17 protein-coding genes and 1 tRNA gene are annotated in these 17713 nt (G+C 44.1%); 6 read left to right on the top strand and 12 right to left on the bottom strand.

Going from position 1 to position 17713, the window contains the following annotated elements:
* The 3 genes from BMX02_RS11925 to BMX02_RS08815 form a co-directional block, all read left to right on the top strand.
* Positions 1 to 593, top strand: a 593-nt coding sequence (locus BMX02_RS11925) for a PKD domain-containing protein (protein ID WP_218138500.1), incomplete at its 5' end; no start/stop codon positions are given.
* Between the two features lie 117 nt (positions 594 to 710).
* Complete coding sequence (locus BMX02_RS08810) at positions 711 to 920, top strand: integrase (protein ID WP_280176533.1); 210 nt, start codon at positions 711 to 713, stop codon at positions 918 to 920.
* Between the two features lie 183 nt (positions 921 to 1103).
* Entirely contained in the window at positions 1104 to 3434 is a 2331-nt protein-coding gene (locus BMX02_RS08815; protein WP_177165260.1) for a NosD domain-containing protein, read from the top strand.
* A gap of 198 nt (positions 3435 to 3632) precedes the next feature.
* Here the strand turns inward: BMX02_RS08815 and BMX02_RS08820 are convergent.
* From BMX02_RS08820 to BMX02_RS08835, 4 genes are all read right to left on the bottom strand, one after another.
* A tRNA-Val gene (locus tag BMX02_RS08820) sits at positions 3633 to 3706 on the bottom strand.
* 449 nt (positions 3707 to 4155) lie between these two features.
* Positions 4156 to 4611, bottom strand: a complete 456-nt coding sequence (locus tag BMX02_RS08825; RefSeq protein ID WP_091690328.1) for a DUF3887 domain-containing protein — start codon at positions 4609 to 4611, stop codon at positions 4156 to 4158.
* A 9-nt stretch (positions 4612 to 4620) separates the two neighbouring features.
* Entirely contained in the window at positions 4621 to 6399 is a 1779-nt protein-coding gene (locus BMX02_RS08830; RefSeq protein WP_091690329.1) for a sensor histidine kinase, read from the bottom strand.
* Positions 6400 to 6431: 32 nt separating this feature from the next.
* The gene (locus tag BMX02_RS08835) at positions 6432 to 6944 is read right to left on the bottom strand and encodes a response regulator (protein ID WP_091690330.1); all 513 of its coding nucleotides are present in this window, start codon (positions 6942 to 6944) and stop codon (positions 6432 to 6434) included.
* Between the two features lie 151 nt (positions 6945 to 7095).
* On the opposite strand from BMX02_RS08835, the gene BMX02_RS08840 reads away from it, so the two are divergent.
* Positions 7096 to 7377 (top strand): MarR family transcriptional regulator, encoded by a 282-nt coding sequence (locus BMX02_RS08840; RefSeq protein WP_091690331.1) that lies wholly within the window; start codon positions 7096 to 7098, stop codon positions 7375 to 7377.
* Positions 7378 to 7481: 104 nt separating this feature from the next.
* Here the strand turns inward: BMX02_RS08840 and BMX02_RS08845 are convergent, their stop codons facing one another.
* The 3 genes from BMX02_RS08845 to thiC all read right to left on the bottom strand — a co-directional run bounded on the left by BMX02_RS08845 (position 7482) and on the right by thiC (position 10150).
* A complete protein-coding gene (locus BMX02_RS08845; RefSeq protein WP_091690332.1) occupies positions 7482 to 8261 on the bottom strand; it encodes a sensor domain-containing protein in 780 nt (259 codons plus the stop codon).
* Positions 8262 to 8284: 23 nt separating this feature from the next.
* Positions 8285 to 8539, bottom strand: coding sequence for a PLDc N-terminal domain-containing protein (locus tag BMX02_RS08850; protein ID WP_091690333.1), 255 nt, complete (start codon positions 8537 to 8539; stop codon positions 8285 to 8287).
* Positions 8540 to 8851: 312 nt separating this feature from the next.
* A complete protein-coding gene (gene thiC / locus BMX02_RS08855) occupies positions 8852 to 10150 on the bottom strand; it encodes a phosphomethylpyrimidine synthase ThiC (RefSeq protein ID WP_091690334.1) in 1299 nt (432 codons plus the stop codon).
* 202 nt (positions 10151 to 10352) lie between these two features.
* Between thiC and BMX02_RS08860 the strand changes: the two genes are divergently transcribed.
* Positions 10353 to 10799, top strand: coding sequence for a universal stress protein (locus BMX02_RS08860; protein ID WP_091690335.1), 447 nt, complete (start codon positions 10353 to 10355; stop codon positions 10797 to 10799).
* Between the two features lie 219 nt (positions 10800 to 11018).
* Here the strand turns inward: BMX02_RS08860 and BMX02_RS08865 are convergent, their stop codons facing one another.
* The gene (locus BMX02_RS08865; RefSeq protein WP_091690336.1) at positions 11019 to 11225 is read right to left on the bottom strand and encodes a hypothetical protein; all 207 of its coding nucleotides are present in this window, start codon (positions 11223 to 11225) and stop codon (positions 11019 to 11021) included.
* A gap of 229 nt (positions 11226 to 11454) precedes the next feature.
* Here BMX02_RS08865 and BMX02_RS08870 point away from each other — a divergent pair, with 229 nt between their 5' ends.
* Positions 11455 to 13803 carry a DNA topoisomerase I gene (locus tag BMX02_RS08870; RefSeq protein ID WP_091690337.1) on the top strand — a complete coding sequence of 783 codons (2349 nt, stop codon included), beginning with the start codon at positions 11455 to 11457 and terminating at the stop codon, positions 13801 to 13803.
* 34 nt (positions 13804 to 13837) lie between these two features.
* On the opposite strand, the gene BMX02_RS08875 is transcribed toward BMX02_RS08870, so the two are convergent.
* Genes BMX02_RS08875 through BMX02_RS08890 form a run of 4 tightly spaced genes read right to left on the bottom strand, consistent with a single transcriptional unit; the run spans position 13838 to position 17651 of the window.
* Entirely contained in the window at positions 13838 to 14371 is a 534-nt protein-coding gene (locus BMX02_RS08875; protein ID WP_091690338.1) for a nitroreductase family protein, read from the bottom strand.
* Positions 14372 to 14431: 60 nt separating this feature from the next.
* Entirely contained in the window at positions 14432 to 15439 is a 1008-nt protein-coding gene (gene ilvC, locus BMX02_RS08880; protein ID WP_091690339.1) for a ketol-acid reductoisomerase, read from the bottom strand.
* A gap of 38 nt (positions 15440 to 15477) precedes the next feature.
* A complete protein-coding gene (ilvN, locus tag BMX02_RS08885; RefSeq protein ID WP_091690340.1) occupies positions 15478 to 15963 on the bottom strand; it encodes an acetolactate synthase small subunit in 486 nt (161 codons plus the stop codon).
* Positions 15960 to 17651: an acetolactate synthase large subunit gene (locus BMX02_RS08890; protein WP_091690341.1), complete on the bottom strand. Its 1692-nt coding sequence runs from the start codon at positions 17649 to 17651 to the stop codon at positions 15960 to 15962. Before BMX02_RS08890 ends, ilvN begins: the two co-directional genes overlap by 4 nt.
* Positions 17652 to 17713: the final 62 nt, after the last annotated feature.

A 17713-nucleotide genomic window follows, 5' to 3' on the forward strand; every position in this document is an offset into this window, starting at 1 on the left:
CAGCAGATGATATTGATATTATTATACCCCCGGCTGACCGTTCTGTGGATGCAAATCACACATATGCGACCTCTGGTTTGTACAATGTCACATTCACTGTTGAGGACGATGATGGTGGCAGTGATACAGAATTCCAGTATGTACTTGTGTATGATCCAGAAAGTGGATCTGTAGCAGGTAGAGGAAGTTTTGACTCACTTGCAGGTGCATATGTGGATGAGCCGGGTCTTACGGGCGTGGCAACTTTCGTTTTCAATTCAAAGTACAAGAAAGGTGTGCTGACAGGTGAGACGCAGTTCGAGTTTGAGGGTCTGAATTTCCACTCCGTCGATTATGAATGGATGGTTGTTGCGGGTCACAAGGCCACTTACAAAGGAAATGGTACTGTCAACGGTGAGGGCAACTATGAGTTCCTGATATCGGTAATTGATGCAGAACGTACATCAAGCACCGATGTTGACCTGTTCAGGATAAAGATCTGGAATACAACAACTGTCATTTACGACAATAATGTTGGTGTCGGTGTGGATACTGGAGACTATGCAGATTCGATAACACCAATATTGAAAGGTAGAATCCAGATCAAACCATAATCGTCTGGAAACAAGGACAATTCGCACATACTTCTGGTGATTGAGCCGGGAGTCGTGCATTCCTTTTTTTAAGCTAGAAATTGATTCAAAAATTTCTGCAAATGAAATTTCAATGCTATAACTTCTGATGGAATTATGGTAAGCATTGCTGATTTCATTCAAGGTAGAGCTGCAACCACTGTTGGCAGTGCACATTACCTTAACAAAGTTAAACAGGCAAAAACTGAGTATCATAAAATCGTGGGAAATTTGTGTTGTAATAATGTAACAATATTACCGATAAAAAAGTCCATCAGAGGAATTGAGGTTGAATCTGATATTCTTTGACAACGTACTTATAAAATAAAATATAAACTTTAACTAAAGGTTCATATTCGTCTGTGGTGGACGACAAGGTGGCACTGCCTTTTTTGTACCTGATGTTTTTTTTGGCATGTTCTGCCTTAGTGATCGTGATCTCTACAGATGTAGATGATTCTGAAGATTGCAATTAATAAGGTGGTGGAAGTAATGAGAATTAAACAAAGTATACTGATTTGTTTTGGAATGGCTTTAGCTTTAATGAGCATAGGAACTGCAGCAGCAACTGAGTGGAATGTGTATCCTGGAGATTCTATCCAGGATGCTGTATATGGCGCAAACAACGGTGACACGATCATTGTCCATCCTGGGGTATACACAGAGAACGTGGATGTTAACAAGGAGTTAACAATCAAATCTTCGAGTCATGCTGTTGTTGTGGCTGACGCTACGGACGTTGACGTTTTCAAGGTGACTGCAGATAACGTGAACATCAGCGGGTTTTATGTGATCGGTGCTACAACTGCTAATGGAATATTTCTTAATGGAGTTGAAGGATGCATTGTTACTAACAACATCTTATCGAACAACTGGCAAGGAATCTATCTGTATGGTCCCTATCTGGATCGTTCCAGTAACAACAATCTGACCGGCAACATTGTGTCGGACAACCGTTACGGCATCTTTCTGTCGTCTTCCTACAACAACAATCTGACCAGCAACACTGTGTCGAACAATGTCAATGACGGCATCTATGTGGAGGATTCCTACAACAACAATCTGACCAGCAACACTGTGTCGAACAACACTGGTCATGGCATCGTCCTGTATTATGGCGGCTACAACAACCTAACCAGCAACACGGTATCGGGCAACTACTGGGGCATACTTCTGGAGGATTCCTCCAACAACAATCTGACCAGCAACACTGTGTCGAACAATATCTACTACGGCATCCGTCTTCTGGAGGCTTCCACCATCGACAACCTCATCTACAACAACTACTTCAACAACACGAAAAACGTTGAGATTTTTACTTCCGAAATCAACATCTGGAACTCAACCGAGATGCTGGCCTATACCTACAATGGTAGCAACTACGTAAACTACACAGGTAACTACTATTCTGACTACCCAGGCGCGGACAGCGATGGTGACGGCATTGGCGACACGCCCTACGACATACCCGACAGTAGTAATGATGACAACTATCCACTGATGTTCTGGCCGGTTATATCTGCACCCGCAAACCAGCCACCTGTGGCAGATGCCAACGGACCTTATGTAGGGAACGAAAGTACAACTATAACCTTTGATGCATCGGGTTCCTATGATCCTGATGGGTCAATTGTCTCATATAAATGGGATCTGGATGACGATGGGGAATTTGATGATGGTACAGGTGTTAGTGTTCTACACACATGGTATGACGACTATTCAGGAGCAATTTCTGTCAAGGTTACCGATGATGAAGGAGCCTCAGATATTGATACTACGACAGTGACTGTCAATAATGTTGCACCAACTGTAACTGCAGTTGGAGATGTAATAAATGAAAATGATTTTGCAAACGTCTCTGGTACCATAAGTGACCCCGGAATTCTTGATACTTTTGATGTGGTGATCGACTGGGGTGATGGGTACAATGAAACCTTCCCTTATCCGGCAGGATCAACCGTTTTCAATGAAACCCATCAGTACCTTGATGACGACCCAACCGGAACATCATCAGATGACTATACTGTGAGTGTGACTGTGATCGATGATGGCGGAGGTGAGGGTATTGCAACTACAACAGTAACTGTCAACAATGTCGCACCAAACATAACATCCCTTGCTGTGTTGGAAACTGAACCAGTTGAAGTTGGTACTAAAGTGAATTTAACTGCAGAATTCCTCGATCCTGGTATCGAAGATACTCATAATTTTACCATAGACTGGGGAGATAATGCAGCAGATGATATTGATATTATTATACCCCCGGGTGACCGTGCTGTGGATGCAAATCACACATATGCGACCTCTGGTTTGTACAATGTCACATTCACTGTTGAAGATGATGATGGTGGTAGTGATACAGACTTCCGCTATGTGCTTGTGTATGATCCAGCAAGCGGATCTGTAGCCGGTAAAGGAAGTTTTGACTCACTTGCAGGTGCATATGTGGCTGATTCGGGCCTTACGGGCGTGGCAACATTCGATTTCAATTCAGAGTACGAGAAAGGTGCACTGACTGGTGAGACTCAGTTCGAGTTTGATGATTTGAATTTCTATTCCGCCGATTATGAATGGATGGTGGTTGCAGGTCACAAGGCCACTTACAAAGGAAATGGTACGATCAACGGTGAGGGCAACTATGAGTTCCTGATATCAGTAATTGATGCACAACGCACATCAAGCGCTGATACTGACATGTTCAGGATAAAGATCTGGAATACAACAACTATCATCTACGACAATAATGTTGGTGGTGTAGATACTGGAGACTATGCAGATCCGATAACGGAGATAGAGAAAGGTAGAATTCAGATCAAGCCATGATCGTCTGGAAATAAGGGCAATTCGTGCACATTCCTGGTGATTGAGCTGGGAGTTGTGCATTCTTTTTTAGCATCTCTCATAAACCATTAAGTAGTGTCAACTTCCGTCTCATTCAGACGTAGAAACCCGACTATCTGCACTGGAAGAACAAGTCGCAATGCTATCAAAACCGCAATCAAGCGCATCAGAAAAACCAGATGGGCCCGGGGAGATTCGAACACCCGACCTCTGCCGTGTGAAGGCAACGTCATAACCAGCTAGACCACGAGCCCATTTTTGTTTGAATTAGATACCTGATATCTTGTTTTTCGTTCAATTTTCAGGTACCACTGAACCATCACATAGACTTGATGGGCTATAAGCTTAACGGCAATTTATTTTTGTTGCAATTATAAAACAAAATATATTTCAAAAAACTCGTCCATTTATGGAAAGGCTTATGTATAATTCGGGTATTTATTGTTTTGTACATTGGCAGAGAACTTTGAGTAGTTACTTGACAACTGATGAGTCACTACCCTAACACACAGACAAACACCACACACTCCTTTCCAACTCGAAGTTCTCTTCTGATGCCATATTTTTTGTTCATCTTTAGAATGAGATACTTGTATGGCTGCATAACTGCATACATGCATGCCTGTCTGGGGCTTTATAGCTGGGACTGAAATTTGATCAGAAAAAAAGAAGAGCAAAAGTAGGAAGGTCTGGAGATCTTATCTTATCGTTCCAGAGCCATACGTTTTCTTAATTGTGAAGATTCAAGCCAAAATCCTCGGAGTTGCACCTGCCCGTCAGAATTTACGAATATCAGCCGTAATATCACATCATCAGTCTCTTTCTCGAAGTTGGCCCGATATATAACAACAGTATGCCTTTCAGCAGCATTGATCTCCAGCAGTTCTTTTGAAGTATAGTTGCCCAGTTCATCCTGGATTATGTATGCAGACTTCAGAAAGATCTCTTCTGTGAATGCTTTTTTCATCGTCAGGTCCAGATCAGCGGAGAATTTGGTGTAATTCTGCTCATTGATGGCCTGGAGTGCATTTTCTGCAATAGGATCCGCATATCCTTCAATATCGGCATTGAAGCTTTCTTCATCTATGGAGGTGCATCCGCTCTGGAATATCGTCGCTACAATGATGAGAACCAATAATGCTTTTATCTTTAATTTCATGTTTCTCCCTTAATACTGCTCTATCTCTGTGAAGTCTTCTTCCTTAAGCTCTTTTGGTAATCTGAATGTGAAAGTACTGCCCTTGTCGGTCTCGCTTTCCACGAATATGCTGCCGCCCTGTCTATCTATAATTCCTTTGATGATCGCCAGCCCAAGACCTGTGCCGCCTGCTTTTCTTGTAGCGGTACTGTCAACCTGATAGAACTTATCGAATATTTTTTCTCGCTTCTCAGCGGATATGCCGATACCATTGTCCCTGATACTTGCCTGGATGTGATCTCCGAAATCCGTTACGCTGATCTCCACCTCTCCATTATGTGGTGTGAACTTGATGGCGTTCGTCAGGAGGTTCACAAATACCCGGATAAGCTTGTCCTTATCTGTCTTGATGGTAAGGCTCTCTTCCGGATATCCAACCTTGATATCAATTCCTTTATCCTTCGCTTGCTTTTCAACTGTCTGCAGGGAAGTCTCAACGATATCCCTTACATTCACGTCTTCCGGATTGAACTTCATCCTGCCGGATTCAATGCGTGAGATGTCCAGAAGGTCATCCACCATTCTTGCCTGACGATCAATGTTCCGTATAATAAGATCAAGCATCTCTTCCTTGACCTCAGGGTCGCATTCGGTTTCCTTCATGAACTCACTGGAGGTTTTCATTGCTGTCAATGGCGTTTTCAGCTCATGTGATACCATTGACACGAAATCGTTCTTGAGCCTGTCAAGCTCTTTCAGTTTCCGGTTGGCATTTTGCAGGTAGTCGTTCGACCTTTCCAGCTCCGATGTCTTACTTTTTACTTCATCCTCAAGTGTCTTGTTCCAAGAGAACAGGATCAGTGCTATAAATGAGCCGATGAAGAGAATGAATGCAACAGAGATCATTGCAAAGAGTCCCTGCTTAATGTATATTGACTGGACAAGTGATTCCACATACCACAGCGGTGTAACAACACCTACGGACCACTGCTGGTTCTTCCATATCACAGGTTCGTAGGATATGATCTTCTGCTCCAGGAAACCGTTCTCGTTCCTTTCCGAGAAACTGCCACTTCCTGAGAGTCCTTCTGTCTGCATTCCGATTATTTCAAGGCGGCTGACATCAGGTTCGTTCACAATGTCAAAGTAGTTCTTTCCAATAAGTTCTGTCTCAGCACTATCGTAGAGAAGTCTTGCATGGTCGTTGATCAGGTAGATATATCCTGCAGGATTTTCCGTTTTTATCGTCTCTTCAGCGATCTCATCGATCTCGATAACTGCAACAAAGGCGCCTTTAAAATCATCTTCACCGACGTATACAGGCACCCAAACATATATTGCCAGTTCTTTCTCAAATGTGGTGAGCGGGTCAGTGATATAAGTTTCACCGGTTTGCTGTATTATGTCAAAAGGAATGCTCTTTTCATTCTCGTACAGGTTGTATCCAAGCGGTGTGTTCTCTTCGGGATACCCTGATATTATAGTTCCGTTCTCGTCCGCATATTCAATAACGTAAAAACCCTTTGATTTTTCATATATGTTGGCAAAGATGAGTTCGAAATTATCATCTGGTATCTGGTTGGGTTGTATGGAAAGAACCTCCAGCATGGTAACCTTCTCATTAAGGAAAGTCGTTATGCCGGTAGAGATCTGCTGTGCTTGTGATGTTTGCCCCTGCTTGAACTGTTCAATGAACTGCTCTTCAACCTCAGTGTTGGCCCTGATCCCTAAAAATAGGATCGAGCTGATAAAGAGCATCGTTATAATAAGAACGATGATCGCATTCCATCTGCTTTTTCTGGCAAACATGTGAGGTCAGCACAAAGAGTGCGTTATGAGTATCAGTCCTGTGCTCTTCTTAGCACCGTTTTGATCCTCGCTTTCAGTTCCTTCAGGTTGAAAGGTTTTGTTACGTAGTCATCTGCTCCGATATCAAGACCACCTACCTTATCCTCGATCTCTCCTTTTGCAGTAAGCATTATGACAGGTATGTTCCTGTACACAGGATCTTCTTTTAGTCTCTTACATACCTCGAAGCCGTCCATATCCGGCATCATTACATCGAGAAGGATCACGTCAGGGATGTCGGATCTCAGGAGGTCGAATGCCATAGCACCATTTCCTGCATCAATGACATTGTATCCATCTGCTTCAAGTGCTCTTTTGGTAGCGATGACGGCATCAGGTTCATCATCCACGATAAGGATCTTCTCTCTGGTATCTGAAAGGACCTCTACTCTTTTTGCCACCACGTCTTCAGAAACAGATAGCTTCTCTGCAATTTCTTTGGTGCTGATGTCCGGCTGTTCCTCGAGAAGTCTCATGATGTCTTTGTCAAGCGTTTCCTTTTCCATATATACCACAACTTTGAAATATATCTAAACATAAATGAATGATATTATTAAAGCCTTTCTAAATATAATGAGGCCTCTTCATATTTTGAATCTACCAGCCAATTATTAGAAAGTCTTATAAGTTATTATTGTATATTTAATGATGATATTAATGGATGCTCTTGAAAAAATATTCGGAAAGACGGCACAGATAACTGTTCTGAAGAACCTTATTCACCACAAAGGTGAGTCCACCTACTTATCAGGCATTGCAGAGGAGACCGGTCTTTCCCATTCAAGTGTCGCAAGGGTGATCGAACCGCTGCTTGAAGCGAACATTGTTACCGAGAAGCGCCTTGGTAAACAGATACGCACCTTTAGCCTGAACCTTGATAATAAGCTAACATTATTGATACTTGATTTCTACAACAATTTGGGTAAAATGAAGGTTTGATCTTAGATCGGTTTCTACTGGCCTTATACTATTCATTTTGATGCCATCTTCATTGGTGGCATGAGCTTCATTGGTAGGAACACAATTTGTTCCTTGTCAACATCTCAATCCTTTGGATTCTTTTCAGTTCCAACATTATCCACATCTTCGATTTCTGCCGTTGTTTCCAGGGTTGCTTCCGTTTTTGTGCCTAGGCTTTCCTCTTCTGCATCGTCATCGATCTCGATGTATGTGTAATCATTCTCATCGATGCCTGCAGACCCTGTGCTTCCAAGCAGGTGGTAGGCCACTATTCCGGAAAGCTTTGCAAGAGCATTCATGATATGCAATGAGATGATTCCTAAAAGCAGGCCCCCAAACATTATCGCAATGGCTATTCCCGGTGAATCCACCTGGTATGATCCGAGATCCATGTAAGCGGTCTTATAGATAAAGGGTACCGCAATTAGGGTTATTGTGAGTGCTATTAGCGTGAATGAAACTATTAGCGTGAATATTCCCAGTGGGAATTTGATGAACAGGAAAACCAGTCCTTTCCATGTGACCGGGTTCATGATATATCCTTTCAGTTTCTCTGTCATCTTCTGGTTTGTGATCTTCCGGGATTCCATTGGCGGGATGTTAATTCCCAGAAGCCAGATAGCAAGTTGCCTCTCAAAGGATGCCAGCTCCCACCAGGCAACAAGCATCAACAGGAGTATAGGAATGCCGATAAGGGTGATAGAAAGGCTTAGGCCCATTGAAAGACCGGTCACAAGGAAAATGAAATATGCTGTTCCAAGCGGGAAAGAGAACAACAGGTATGTGAGGTTCAGATAGGTCTGTTTACGTGTGACCACGCCAAAAAAATCCCGTATCATACTTTTCATGCCTCTTTCTACCATATGTTCCCCCTCCTATGTACTTTTTAATTTTCTGAACTCATTGATATTTCCGGTGCGATCCTTTTTGGCCTTCTGAAGAAGAAATAGATCAATGCTCCCAATAACTGAGTAAATACTATTATAATTACCCATATAAGCTTATCATTTCCCTGTGACGGTTCGTTCATTACACAGTCGATAAGCATCCAGAGCCAGAATAGTGTACTTGCTACTGCAAGCCCTGCAAACATCAGGAACATTATTGCATTTATCGGGAAAAATATCCAGCTATCAAGCATCTAAGTTCACCTGTTTCTTTTTTTTATTCTGATCAGTCGGAATACCCATTGTTTCATCTCCTATGATCTGCAAGTTCGTCGACTTATCGACAAGTTTCTATATGGAGTTTAGTCAATTTAAACATTTCGATATTTCGTCAGGTTTGGCTATGATGGCAAGTGAATCGTAATGCCTTGATCAAAAAAGAAGCTAAAGGTTAAAAGATGGAAACGGAAGCTAAATATCAGTTAAAAAGAAAGCAAAGAAGAAACTGATCAATAGAAGAAATAGTAGAAAAAAAGAAGAAAGAATTAAGGGAAAATGAGAATATATCAGGAAGAAGAATTATTCTTCTGCCTGCTCTCTTCAAGTGCACTCTTGACGATCTTCATTGCACAAAGCTCACCGCACATGGAACATGCATCGCTTCCGGTGTACCTGTTCTCCCTGATAGTGCGAGCCCTTTCGGTATCAATAGCGATCTCGTACTGGGTATCCCAGTCAAGCTCTGCACGGGCTGTTGCCATCCTGTTGTCCAGTGCGCGTGCACGCTCTTTCTGACCATCGCGTGTCAGGTCGGCAGCATGGGCTGCTATTTTAGTGACAGTGGCACCCTCACGGATATCCTCGACTGTTGGAAGTGCAAGGTGCTCTGCAGGTGTGGTCATGCAGAGGAAGTCCGCGCCACACATGCCGGCAAGTGTACCTCCGATCGCACCTGTGATGTGATCAAAACCAGGTGCAATGTCAGTAACAAGTGGCCCCAGCAGGTAAAGTGGTGCCTGATGGCATAATTCCTTCATTGCTCTTACGCTGAGCTCAACTTCGTTCAACGGGACATGTCCGGGACCTTCAACAAAGGTCTGTACGTTAGACTGTCTTGCTTTGCTCACAAGTTCACCGAGTGTGATAAATTCCATGAACTTCGGTCCGTCAGATGCATCATGTATGCATCCCGGTCTCATGCCATCCCCAAGGCTTAAGGTAAGGTCATATTCCTTTGCTATCTCAACAAGATAGTCATACTCTGCATAAAAAGGATTTTCCTGTTCGTTGTGTGTCATCCACGCAAAGGTAAATGAACCGCCACGGCTGACCATATTTGTGATCCTGTCGCTGTTCTTGAGTCTCTCGATTGCATTGTAGTTGACACCTGCATGGACGGTGACAAAGTCCACTCCGTCCTCAGCATGCTTACGCACGGCATTGAACATGTCATCGGATGTCATATCAACAACGGTCTTGTGGGAAGCTGCAGCTTGGTATATTGGTACGGTACCTATTGGTACATCCACCGCATCCATGATCCTCTGACGTATCAGGTCAAGGTCTCCGCCTGTGGAAAGGTCCATGATCGTGTCAGCGCCATAGGCAACGGCGACCTTAGCTTTCTCAACTTCATCTTCAATGTCTACAAAGTCCCTTGAGGTCCCGATATTAGCGTTGATCTTTACGCTCATATATTTCCCGATACCGAATGCCCGGGATTTTCCCTTGATGTTATTTGGGATCGTTACAAGCCCTTTTGCAACGCAGGATCTAACTGTATCTGCATCGATACCTTCTACCTCTGCCACACGTTCTATCTCTGGAGTGATAAGGCCCTTATTTGCATCTTCCATTAACGTCATTGTAACTCCGAAAAAATGATTTTTAGCATGATTATAGCCGGTTCTTAGGATTCAATACAGCAATGATACATATATATCTTTCATACTCTCAGGAATATCAGTCTCTTATTATGTTTTGGGAAAGTTGATATATTATTGAAGTTTATATTTATTTGGCAAAGTGCAACAAGCACTGCTTACAGATCAACAAGGGGATAATTGTGTGACTGCTAATGAATATAAGAAGATCCTGATAGCTACTGACGGATCAGAGAATGCGGATAGGGCGATCTTATCCGGGATCGATATTGCAAAAAAACTTGATGCAAAGGTATATGCGATTTGTGTAGTGCCTACACATCCATCTTCTTCAATGCCTATAGGCTCCAGGATGATGCAGTGGGAAGTACCATTCAAGGTCATGATGGAGGAGGCTAAAAAGGCTGTTGAACAAGTTGCAGATGCCTGCTCATCAAGTGGTGTTGAAGTTGAAACTGTGGTCCTTGAGGGTCATCCGGCAGAAGAGATCGTCAAGTATGCAGAAGATGGTAAAATGGATCTTATTGTAATGGGAAGTCTTGGAAAGACAGGACTTACAAGATTACTTCTTGGAAGTGTTGCAGAGGAAGTTCTGCGTCATTCCAAAGTAGACGTCATGGTTTCAAGGTGAGCTTCTTGGCTCACCATCTTTTGATCTCTTAAATCTCCTGAATTTCTCAAATCCAGCTTTTTTATTTCCTTGATGGCTTAACTATTAAAGAATAAATTGCAGAATAGTTGATCTCTACCGGATTACCAGTAGCTATTGTTCTTAAAAAATAAGCAGTGAGGATAGTATGAGGGGTTAAGGAAATATTTGATTCCATATCCCCTGAAAGTTTATTTATTTTTAATCTTCAACTTCCATTGCGTTGATTATGTCATTAACGCTAAGTTCTCCTTTGGTTGCCCTTTTTATCATAGGATAGATATATGAGCAATCGTCAATTGCACTCCAGCGCTTTTCCCCTACTTTCTGGATAATTTCTTCCAGTATCTTTTCACAATCGTTACAATATTTGTTTTCAGTTTCGACTCCGCAAACAGTACATTGCATAGTTACCCTCCGATAATATATTGGTTTGAACAATTATGAAGTTTTTGATGAGGTTGAATTGTTTTTCTCCATCTCTTAGCTCGTTGGAAAAATGATCTTTTTTGCTCTTTATGAATCTGATCGATATGGTAAGTAAATACGATAATTAATGTACTGTTAGTACCATTTTATGTCACTCCTTTTTTAGGAACAGTACCGCGATTTGAAAACGTTATTTACCTGAATTTCCATGACCACAGTCGTATTCACAGAGAAGAACAAAGCTGCAGCCCAGATATCGAACATATTAGCCGGCGGCTCGGCCAGACGAACAATTGTAGCCGGGGTTCCTGTTTATGAGTTCCAGAGGAACGGTGTCCTATGGAGAGTAATGGGACTTGCAGGACATATCATGGGCTATGATTACCCGGAGGAGTTCAATAACTGGAGGGATGTTGATCCTGCTATGCTTCTGGACACCGAACCGGTAAAACAGATCACAAAAGCCCCGTTTGGCAATGCGATACTGAAGCTTTCACAGGATGCTGACCTTCTCGTACTTGCCTGCGATTTTGACAGGGAAGGGGAAAATATCGGTTTTGAGGCGAAATCCATCGCTGAAAAGGTATCCAGATCAACAGTCAAGCGTGCCAGATTCTCTTCTCTTTCAAAAAGTGAGATAGAGAAGGCCTTTACCAATCTTGTGGAGCCGGATGAGAACATGGCAATGTCCGCGGAGGCAAGACAGATACTTGACCTGAAGATGGGTGCAGCATTTACTCGCTTTGTAACCCTTTCCGTGAGGGAGCGTGCAAGGACCAAAGGCGTGTTGTCTGTCGGCCCCTGTCAGACGCCGACGTGTGGTTTCGTCTATGAGCGTGAGCTTGCCATACGCAATTTCAATTCAAAGGACTTCTGGAAGATAGAAGGGCTTTTTATCGGGAAAGGAACCGATTTTGCAGGGGCCCACCGCGGAGGTCATATCTATGAAAAGGAAAAAGCGGATGCTATATTCAGCAAGATCAAAGGCTGTAAGACCGCGGTGGTATCAAAGAAGACCGTAAAGGAGATGAAAACCAATGCTCCGTTCCCTCTTAACACCACTGAGTTCCTGAAACGTTCATCCAAATACCTTGGGGTAAGTCCTGAAAAGGCTTTGGAGATCGCAGAACAGCTTTACCTTTCCGGTTTTACAAGTTATCCCAGGACAGAGACCAACAAGTATGCCGATGATATGGATTTCAAGAAGATCCTCAAAGGATTTACCAGAGGCGATTACCAGGACTTTGCCTTGCTTCTTCTCTCTCAGAACACAATAACTCCCCGTAACGGGAAGAAAGATGGTCATGACCACCCTCCTATCCATCCGATCAAGGCTGGTTCCCGTGCAGAAGTGGAAAAAGCTGTCAAGATGCCTCATGTATGGGATATCTATGACCTTATCGTAAGGCACTTTATTGCAAACCTGCTACCTGAAGCTGTCTTTGAGAAGACACGCTTTGAGCTCACAATAGAGGGTGAGCTATTCGATTCCACAGGTTCTATTCAGAAGAGTGCCGGCTGGCTTGCAGTGTATCCTTTTGAGAAACCAAAGGATAAGCTCTTGCCTGATCTCGAAGAGCGTGATGTTGTAGATGTGAAGAAGATCAACAACGTAAAGTCGCAGACAATGCCTCCAAAAAAGCTTACGGAAGCAGAGTTGCTGACCCTTATGGATAAACATGGTATAGGTACCAAGGCAACCGCACCTTCTCATATCGAAACGAACAAGAAACGTGGCTATTTTGAAATAAAGGGCAAGACCATTGCAATAATGGATACAGGTTTCACCTTGATGGATGCACTGAACAGCTCTGTGCCCATACTTGTCAAACCGGATATCCGTGCCCGGATCGAATCTCTTATTCAGGATGTGGAGGATGGAACTAAGAAGTTCCCACAGGCCCTTGAGGAAGGCACTGCCCTTATCAAGGAGATGTATTCCCATCTGCTGAAGAACCGTGATCTTATGGTCTCCCAGATAGCAGGTACAATTACTGATGAAGCAGTTGCAGCGGACAAGAAGAGCCATATTGGCACATGTTCCGAATGCAATCGTATGCTTCGCATAGTTAGTACGGATAAGGGTCGTTTTGTGGGATGTACAGGCTATCCGCAGTGTAAGAACACATTCCCGCTTCCTAAAGCTGGTGCACTGGCGGTGCAGCGCTCCCGTAAGTGTAAAAAAGGTGGTGCTGCGGTAATAAAGGTGGGGAACAAATACTACTGGTCTGTTGGTATTGGTCCATGCTTCTCATGTGACCTGGAAAAAGAATGCTTCCCTCCTGAAGTGGTAGGTCCGTGTCCGTCCTGCGATGGTCAGATGTTCCTGATCACTACCAAGGATTCCCGTTTTCTGGGATGTACTAAACGCTGTGGACATACGCAATCTGTCCCGAAGACAGGAAGACTGACCGTTACAGATAAGGTATGTAATGGCTGTGGCTGGCATTTCATACGTGTGAAAGAGCAGGGGAAAGATGCCAAAGAATACTGTGCTAACCGCAAGTGTGAAGCAGCAGCTGCAGCTCGCAGGAATGCGATGAAAAAGGCGAAATAAAATATGTGGAAATAAAATAAGTGTATGGAAGGCTTTAATTTTCACCTGCCCACTTTGCACCATACTTTTCTTGGAATGTGATCTCTTCGAGATATTTCCTTGTCGATGACCGCTCCTTTTCTACCGGGTGGCCAATAGCAAGGACTGCCATAAGCTCGAAACTTTCCGGTACTTCCAGAATAACATCTACCTGCTCGCTCTTCTTTAGGATCTCTCCAAGCCAGACCGCACCAAGTTCCAGATCAGTACAGGCAAGAAGCATGTTCTGTATGGAAGCTCCGATGGCAAGTACGTCCTTATCGTGATGGTACATGGTGTCCTGATCGAGATATACTGCTATCAATACCTTTGCCTGAAGCACTACCTTTGAGTAATGTGTACATTCCGCTATCTTCCGGATGGCGTCTTCGTTCTGTATGACAATGAATTTCCAGGGCTGGTTGTTAAGTCCTGAAGGTGCCCATCTTCCACATTCCAGAATGGTGTTGATATCATCTTTGCTCACAGGAGCTTCCGTATATTCCCTAATGCTTCTGCGTGCAAGTATGGTCTCTATAGTAGTTGACATGTTTATAACAAAAAAAGAATGGTTTTCAGGACGATTGTCCTGAAAAATGTATAATTTAATTTACTCTTCGTTGAGCTCGCTGTTGAGCCATGGCATCATTGCCCTGAGCTTCTTACCAACGACCTCTACAGGGTGCTCGTTCTCCAGGCGCTCCATGGAGGTAAGTACCGCATGGTTTGTCTGTCCTTCAAGGACGAACTCGCGTGCAAACTCTCCGTTCTGGATCCTCTCGAGTGCAATGTACATTGCTTCACGGGACTCTTCGTTGATGACCTGTGGCCCTACTGTAAGACCGCCATATTCTGCGGTGTTGGAGACTGAATACCACATCTTCTCAAGACCGCCCTCGTGGATGAGGTCAACGATGAGCTTGAGCTCGTGGAGTGTTTCGAAGTATGCCATCTCTGGCTGGTAACCTGCTTCCACAAGTACTTCAAATGATGTCTTGATGAGGCTTGCAACACCACCACAGAGGTCGACCTGCTCACCGAACAGATCGGTTTCGGTCTCCTCGCGGAAGGTTGTCTCGATGACACCGGCTCTTGTACAGCCGACACCCTTTGCGTGTGCGAGTGCCATTTCATGTGCATTGCCAGTTGCATCCTGGTAGATAGCAATAAGTCCTGGTACACCAGCGCCTTCATTGTATGTCCTTCTTACAAGGTGTCCCGGGCTTTTTGGTGCGACCATGTAGACATCCAGATATTTTGATGGTACGATCTGGTTGTAGTGGATGTTGAACCCGTGGGAAAATACAAGCGCATTGCCTGCTTCAAGTCCTGGCTCGATCTCAGAGTAGTATACCTGTGACTGGATCTCGTCAGGGAGGAGGATCTGGATTACATCTGCAGCTTTTGCAGCGTCTGCAACGGTCATGACCTTAAGACCATCGTTCTCTGCCTGTTCCCAGCGGCGGCTGCCTTCCCTGAGACCGATGACAACATCAAGGCCTGAGTCGTGAAGGTTCTGAGCCTGTGCGTGTCCCTGGCTTCCGTAACCCATTACAGCTACTTTCTTGCCTTTTAGTGCGCCAAGATCGGCGTCTTTGTCATAGAACATTTCTACCATATTTATTTCTCCGTATTTAATAGATCAAAATAATTCGATTATGAACTTTTAGAACCCCTTGTAAGTGCTACCTTACCGGTTCTTGCCATTTCCTTGATCCCGAAAGGTTTCAGCAATGACTGGATCGCCTTGATCTTGTTGGAATCTCCTGTGACCTCAACGGTAACTGATTTTGAAGCAACGTCAATGATCCTTGCCCTGAAGATGTCCACGATCTGGATGATCTCAGCACGGTTGTTGGCATCGGCATTCACCTTTATGAGTGCCAGTTCCCTTTCAACGGATTCATCAGAGCCAAGATCTGTCACACGAATGACGTCGATAAGCTTGTTAAGCTGCTTTGTGACCTGCTCAAGCACGTGGTCATCACCACGGACGACAATTGTCATTCTTGAGATCGTGGGGTCTTCAGTGATTCCCACTGCAAGGCTGTCAATATTGAAACCACGTCGTGAAAAGAGTCCTGCAACCCTTGCCAGTACTCCATATTTATTATCTACCAGAACAGCAAGTGTATGTTTCATTGTGTCCTCTCCAGATCAAGTATTTCGTTGATTGCTGCACCTGCTGGTACCATTGGTGATACATTCTCCTCTCGTTCGACTATGAAGTCGATGATCACAGGTCGGTTTGCTTCAATTGCCTTTTCAATTGCAGGTCTGACCTCTGAAGGCTTATTCACACGAATTCCAAGTGCGCCGTAGGCTTCTGCCAGTTTGACAAAGTCCACGCTGTTCTCTATGGTCGTGTGTGAATACCGGTGCTCAAAGAACAGCGCCTGCCACTGCCTTACCATTCCAAGATATCCGTTATTGAACAGTGCGATGATGATCGGAATATCGTTCTGTACGATAGTTGCCATCTCCTGAGAGTTCATCTGGAACGATCCGTCACCGGAAACATCGAATACGACCTTGTCAGGTCTTCCGAGCTTTGCACCGATGGCAGCCGGGAATCCGTATCCCATGGTCCCCAGTCCACCTGAGGTTATGAATGTACGTGGCTCTTTGTATTTGAAGTACTGGGCAGCCCACATCTGGTGCTGTCCGACCTCTGTTACGATGATAGCATCAGGGCATGCTTCATTGATCTGCTCGATAATGTACTGTGGTTTGATGGCATCATCCCTGTTGACATAGAAAAGAGGGAAGTCTCGTTTCCATATGGCGATCTTGGCAAGCCATTCTTTTGTATCACACTCGGTGACATATGTCAGAAGTGACTTGAGGATGTCTTTTGCATCTCCAACGATAGGTATGTCTACAGTGATATTCTTTGAGATCTCTGCCGGATCGATATCTATGTGGATGATCTTCGCATTTGGTGCAAATGACTGGAGTTTTCCAGTGACCCTGTCATCAAAACGTGCTCCGACAGCGATCAAAAGGTCTGATTCCTGTACCGCATAATTGGCGTATTTGGTACCATGCATTCCCAGCATCCCCAGGTAAAGATCATTATCATTTGGAAATCCGCCTATGCCGGTCAATGTACTTGTGACAGGTGCCTTGATCTTCTCGGCAAAAGCTACCAGTTCCTTGCTTGCATCTGCTCCGATAACTCCGCCACCTGCATAGATGACAGGGCTTTTTGATTTTGCTATAGCTGCTGCAGCTCTTTTGATCTGCTGGGCGTTGCCTTTGTATGTTGGCTTGTAGCCGCGAAGCTCTACTTTATCAGGATATACGAAATCGATCTCAGTGGTTGTAATATCCTTTGGCATATCAATAAGTACAGGGCCCGGCCTGCCTGTGGAAGCGATATGGAATGCTTCTTTGATGATCCTTGGCAGATCATTTGCATCCTGTACAAGATAATTGTGTTTTGTGATAGGCATCGTAATGCCTGTGATGTTAGCTTCCTGGAAGGCATCGTTGCCTATCATTGAGCTTGGTACCTGTCCGGTGAAAGCTACCATTGGAATTGAATCCATGTATGCGTTTGCTATGCCTGTGACAAGGTTTGTTGCTCCCGGGCCTGATGTTGCCAGGCAGACACCTACTTTACCTGTAGCTCTTGCATATCCTTCGGCTGCATGGACTGCTGCCTGCTCGTGCCTGACGAGTAGATGGTGCAGGTGTGCATCATAGAGTTCATCATAGATAGGGAGCAGCACGCCACCTGGATATCCAAATATGACTTCGACATTTTCCCTGTACAGGCACTCGACGAATGCTCTTGCGCCTGTCATTCTTTCTGGTTTTCCGGTCATGCTATCTTTTCCTTTTAGTTGATCGGTAAGATATTATCAATATATGTTCAAATGTTTGTTTT

It is taken from the genome of Methanococcoides vulcani, from assembly GCF_900111645.1.
Taxonomy (GTDB): Archaea; Halobacteriota; Methanosarcinia; order Methanosarcinales; family Methanosarcinaceae; genus Methanococcoides; species Methanococcoides vulcani.

What these genes read in the sequence shown, in the direction of transcription:
- BMX02_RS08815 (WP_177165260.1), top strand. Translation starts at nt 1,104, where the DNA reads ATGAGAATTAAACAAAGTATACTGATTTGTTTTGGAATGGCTTTAGCT.
- BMX02_RS08825 (WP_091690328.1), bottom strand. Translation starts at nt 4,611, where the DNA reads ATGAAATTAAAGATAAAAGCATTATTGGTTCTCATCATTGTAGCGACG.
- BMX02_RS08830 (WP_091690329.1), bottom strand. Translation starts at nt 6,399, where the DNA reads ATGTTTGCCAGAAAAAGCAGATGGAATGCGATCATCGTTCTTATTATA.
- BMX02_RS08835 (WP_091690330.1), bottom strand. Translation starts at nt 6,944, where the DNA reads ATGGAAAAGGAAACGCTTGACAAAGACATCATGAGACTTCTCGAGGAA.
- BMX02_RS08840 (WP_091690331.1), top strand. Translation starts at nt 7,096, where the DNA reads ATGGATGCTCTTGAAAAAATATTCGGAAAGACGGCACAGATAACTGTT.
- BMX02_RS08845 (WP_091690332.1), bottom strand. Translation starts at nt 8,261, where the DNA reads ATGGTAGAAAGAGGCATGAAAAGTATGATACGGGATTTTTTTGGCGTG.
- BMX02_RS08850 (WP_091690333.1), bottom strand. Translation starts at nt 8,539, where the DNA reads ATGCTTGATAGCTGGATATTTTTCCCGATAAATGCAATAATGTTCCTG.
- thiC (WP_091690334.1), bottom strand. Translation starts at nt 10,150, where the DNA reads ATGACGTTAATGGAAGATGCAAATAAGGGCCTTATCACTCCAGAGATA.
- BMX02_RS08865 (WP_091690336.1), bottom strand. Translation starts at nt 11,225, where the DNA reads ATGCAATGTACTGTTTGCGGAGTCGAAACTGAAAACAAATATTGTAAC.
- BMX02_RS08870 (WP_091690337.1), top strand. Translation starts at nt 11,455, where the DNA reads ATGACCACAGTCGTATTCACAGAGAAGAACAAAGCTGCAGCCCAGATA.
- BMX02_RS08875 (WP_091690338.1), bottom strand. Translation starts at nt 14,371, where the DNA reads ATGTCAACTACTATAGAGACCATACTTGCACGCAGAAGCATTAGGGAA.
- ilvC (WP_091690339.1), bottom strand. Translation starts at nt 15,439, where the DNA reads ATGGTAGAAATGTTCTATGACAAAGACGCCGATCTTGGCGCACTAAAA.
- ilvN (WP_091690340.1), bottom strand. Translation starts at nt 15,963, where the DNA reads ATGAAACATACACTTGCTGTTCTGGTAGATAATAAATATGGAGTACTG.
- BMX02_RS08890 (WP_091690341.1), bottom strand. Translation starts at nt 17,651, where the DNA reads ATGACCGGAAAACCAGAAAGAATGACAGGCGCAAGAGCATTCGTCGAG.